Source organism: Streptomyces sp. NPDC003023, from assembly GCF_042888225.1.
GTDB lineage: Bacteria > Actinomycetota > Actinomycetes > Streptomycetales > Streptomycetaceae > Streptomyces.
Map to the genome: position 1 here is coordinate 1 of NZ_JBIAPL010000022.1, position 4842 is coordinate 4842.

The 4842-nt window shown below is 71.3% G+C and carries 1 protein-coding gene; it reads right to left on the reverse strand.

The window, feature by feature from the left end:
* Nucleotides 1-4842 (reverse strand): type I polyketide synthase (locus ACFYV1_RS33580; RefSeq protein WP_389399446.1); only part of this gene is annotated, 4842 nt, incomplete at both ends.

Below are 4842 nucleotides of genomic sequence, written 5' to 3' on the forward strand. Positions count from 1 at the left end.
GCGCCGGTCACCGTCGAGTAGAACGGCACCTGTCCCGCACGCGGTGCGATGGATGCGAGCTCGACCTCCAGGTCGGGCAGCAGGCCGTCCATGTGATGACTGTGGGAGGCGACCGGCGCCTCCAGCCACCCGCACGACACATCCGCGTCGTCCAGTCGGAACAAGAGGTTCTCCACCGCGTCGGCGTCACCCGACACCGACACCGACCGGGGCGTGTTGACCGCCGCGACCGACACGGCATCCCCGAAGGGGGCGATCCATTGCTCCACCTGGTCCAGGGGCAGTTCCACCACCGCCATCCGGCCCACACCCGCCACCGTCTGCAAGGCGGCGCTGCGCACACCGATCACCCGCGCACCGTCCTCGACGGACAGCACACCGGCCACCACCGCAGCCGCCACCTCACCCTGCGAATGACCCACCACCGCGGACGGCTCCACACCCAGCGACCGCCACACCGCCGCCAAACCCACATACACCGCGAACATCACCGGCTGCAGCACATCCAGCCGCGACCAGCCCTCGGGCGAACCCTCCCGCAACAACTCCTCCACCGAACAGCGCAGATACGGAGCCAGTGCCCGATCACACTCACGCACCGTCTCCGCGAACACCGGCGACTGCTCCAGCAGCGCCCGCCCCATCCCCGCCCACTCACTGCCCTGACCGGGAAAGACGAACACGGTCCTTCCGTGCTCCTGCTGTGTGCCGGTGAGGAGGTCGGGGTGAGTGCGCTCCTCGGCAAGCGCGCGCAGCAGTTCGGCCGCGTGTGCGGTTGTCGTGGCCATGAGACCGGCACGTTCGCCGAGGTGGGTGCGGTGTCGGGCGGCGGTGGCGGCGATATCCCGCAGCGGCGTGTCGGGGTGGGCGATCAGCCAGTCGGCCCAGCGTCCGGCCTGCTCACCCAGTGCTGCCCGGCTCGTGCCGGACAGCACCACCGGCAGGGGCGCACCGGGGCCGGCGTCGGTCGGGGGCGACGGTTCGGCGGCGGGCGCCGGGGCTTCCTCGATGAGGACGTGGGCGTTGGTGCCGCTCAGGCCGAAGGAGGAGATGCCGGCGCGGCGGGTTCGCTCGCTCTTGTGCCAGGGCTGATCGTGTTGGAGGAGGGTCAGGCCGCTGCTGTCCCAGTCGATGTGGGGGCTGGGTTCGTCGGCGTGCAGGGTCCGGGGCAGTGTCTCGTGCTGCAGGGCGAGGATCATCTTCATGACGCCGACGACCCCGGCGGCGGCCTGGGTGTGGCCGAGGTTCGACTTGGCCGATCCGAGGAACACCCGGTGTTCACCGAAGACTTCGGCGAGTGCGCCGGCCTCGATCGGGTCGCCGAGAGAGGTGCCGGTGCCGTGTGCCTCAATCGCGTCGATGTCGGCGGGGGCGAGGCGGGCGGCCGCGAGGGCATCGCGGATGACGCGCTGCTGGGAGGGTCCGTTCGGGGCGGTCAGGCCCTGGCTGCGGCCGTCCTGGTTGACAGCCGAGCCACGGAGCAGAGCCAGGACGCGGTCGCCGTCCCGCTCGGCCGCCGACAGGCGTTTGAGGACGAGCATGCCGACACCTTCGGACCATCCTGCGCCGTCGGCCTGGGCCGCGAAGCTCTTGCAGCGTCCGTCGGGGGAGGTCGTCTTGAGTCGGCTGAACTCGACGTAAGACGTCGGGGTCGACATCACGGTGACACCGCCGACGAGGGCCAGATCGCACTCACCCTGCCGCAGGGCGCCCGCCGCCAGGTGCAGGGCGACGAGGGAGGAGGAGCAGGCGGTGTCGATGGTGACGGCCGGGCCCTGCAGGCCCAGCGCGTAGGAGATCCGGCCGGAGACGATGCTTCCGGCATTGCCCGTTCCGAGGTAGCCGTCGAGGGCGTCGAGGCCCTGGCCCTGGCGGTCGTAGTCCGAGCTCATCGCACCGAGGTAGACGCCGGTGCGGCTGCCGGTGAGAGTGCCGGGCCGGATCCCGGCCCGCTCCAGCGCCTCCCAGGAGGTTTCCAGGACCAGGCGCTGCTGCGGGTCCATGGACTGGGCCTCGCGGGGGCTGATGCCGAAGAACGCGGCGTCGAAGTCCTCGACACCGTCGAGGAACCCGCCCTCTCGGGTGTAGCTCTTGCCGACCGCTTCCGGGTCCGGGTCGTACAGATCCAGGTTCTCCCAGCGAGACGGTGTCCCGCCGATGGCGTCACCGCCCGAGGAGAGGAGCTCCCAGAAGCCTTCGGGGGTGTCGATGCCGCCCGGCAGGCGGCAGGCCATCGACACGACGGCGATCGGGTCGTCGGCCGTGCCGTGCCCGAGCGCGGGGGTTGCCGACGGGCGAGTCGCCGCCGCGGTCACGGTGGCCAGGTCGAGACGGTCGAGGAGGAGGCCGGCGACGGCGACGGGGGTGGGGTAGTCGAAGGCGAGGGTGGCGGGCAGGGCGACCTCGGTCGCCGCGGACAGCCGGCGGCGCAGTTCGACCGCCATCAGCGAGTCCAGGCCCTGCTCGGAGAAGAGCTGCTGCGGCTTGAGGCCATCGGCATCGGCGAGGCCGAGCACGATCGCTGCTTCACGCTGTACGAGGTGGACCAGATGCGGAAGCCGTTCCGGCTCCGGAAGCGCCACCAGCAGGTCACGCAACGCCGTCGCCTGGCTGCCGGGGCTGGTGGCACCAGCGGTGGGGCGGGTGCGCTTCCTGCGCACGAGTGCGCGCAGCAGGGCGGGCGGGTCCTCGACCCGTGCCGTCTCGAGCTTGACCGGAACAAGGTGGGCGTGCGGCTGGAGCAGGGCGGCATCCAGCGCGGCCAGCGCCTGCCGCTGTGTGAGAGCGCCGATGCCTCGCCGTGCGAGCCTGGCGAGTTCGGCCTGGCCGAGGTGGGCGGTCATGCCGGTTCCGGACTGCTGCCACAGGCCCCAGGACAGGCTGGTGGCGGCAAGCCCCTGGCTGCGGCGGTGGGTGGCGAGCGTGTCGAGGGCCGTGTTCGCGGCGGCGTAGGTGCTCTGGCCGGTGCTGCCGAGGACACCGGAGGTCGAGGAGTAGAGGACGAACGCCGCCAGATCGCAGTCCAGTTCACGGGTGAGGTCGTGCAGGTGGAGTGCGCTCTCGGTCTTGGGGGCGAGGACACCGGTGAGACGGTCGGGGTCCTGGTCGGTGAGCAGTCCGTCGTCGAGGACGGCGGCGAGGTGGAACACGCCCGTCCATGGGTGAGCGGTGTCCGCGCTGGTGAGCAGGTTGCGGACCTGGGCACGGTCGGCCACGTCGCACGCGACGGCCTCGACCCGGTCGGCACCCGCTGCGGTCAACTCCCCCACCAGGTCGGACACGCCGGGAGCGTCGGCGCCCCGGCGGGACGTCAGGACCAGACGCCGCACGCCGTGCTCGTGGACCAGGTGGCGGGCCAGGGCCTGGCCCAACTCCCCCGTACCGCCCGTGATGAGTACCGTCCCGGCAGGATCGAGAGCACGGGCCTGTGTGTCGACATCAGCGGATGCCCGGACCAGGCGGGCGGCCAGCACCTGACCGTCGCGCACGACCAGTTCGGGCTCGTCCGCGATGTGCAGGGCCGCTGTCAGGTCATCGGTGTCGGTGTCGATCAGGCGGATCACCCGCTCCGGGTGCTCACTGCGCGCCGAACGCACCAGACCCCACAACGACGCCTGGCCCACGTTCGTGGCGTCCTCGCCGACCGCACCACAGGTCACCAGCACGATCTCGGCTGTGTCGCCGGACAGGGCTTGCTGCAGTTCGGTCAGGCCCCGTCCGGCGACCTCCGTCACCGAACCCGACCAGCCCCGGGCATCCACGACCAGCCGGTCTGCGTCACGCGCCGGCGGCGAACCGGCCGGGACCGGCTGGAACTCCACCCGGTACAGGTGGTCGACGGATGTCGAGGCACGGATCTGTTCGGCGGTCACCTCACGCAGGTCCAGACGACCGGACACGACCGGCCTGCCGGCCGCATCGGCGGCCCACAGCCGCAGAGACGTCCCGGAGGGATCGAGGTCCGCGCGGACACGCAACTCGCTGCCGCCGACCGCCGACAGTTCCACCTGCGCCCACTCCACCGGCAGCAGCGCACCCTCCAACCGCTCCCGCGCAGCCGCCGACCCCTTGAGCACATGCAACGCCGTGTCGAGGAGCGCCGGATGGATGCCATACCCATCGGTCGAGGCGTCTTCGGGCAGGCGGACCAGACCGTAGGCGGTGTCGCCGTCACGCCACAGTTCGCTCAGGCCCCGGAAGGCCGGGCCGTAGGCAATGCCCTGCTCGGCGAACCGCTCGTAGAAACCGTCCAGATCCATCCGCTGCGCACCGGGCACCGGCCACTGCGCCAACGCCTCGAACTCGTCCGAGGGGGTGCTCGAGATGGGTATCGGCCCGGTCAGGGTCCCTTCGGCGTGACGTACCCAGGGTGCATCCGCAGCCGCGGCGCTGCTGTAGACGGTTACCGGGCGATGGCCCTCGGCATCAGCCGCGTCCACGGTGACCTGGAGACGCAGTTCGCCCTGTTCCGGCAGGACCAGGGCTTCGAGAAGGGTCAGTTCCTCGACCCGGGCCGCGCCCACGAAATGCCCTGCAGACAGGGCGAGTTCCAGCAGCGCGGTGCCGGGAACGATCACCGTGCCGAACACCGCGTGATCAGCCAGCCACGGAAATGCGCGCAGCGAGATGCGGCCGCTGAACACATGGCCCTCACCGTCGGCGAGCGCGGTCACCGCTCCCAGCCACGGATGCCCCGCCGCCTCCAACCCCACCGACGTCACGTCGCCGCCCGAGGTGGACACCTGCTGCCAGAAGCGTTCGCGTTGGAAGGCGTAGGTGGGCAGGTCGGTGTGGGTGGCGCCGGTTCCCTCGAACAGGGGGGTCCAGTCGATGTCCTGGCCG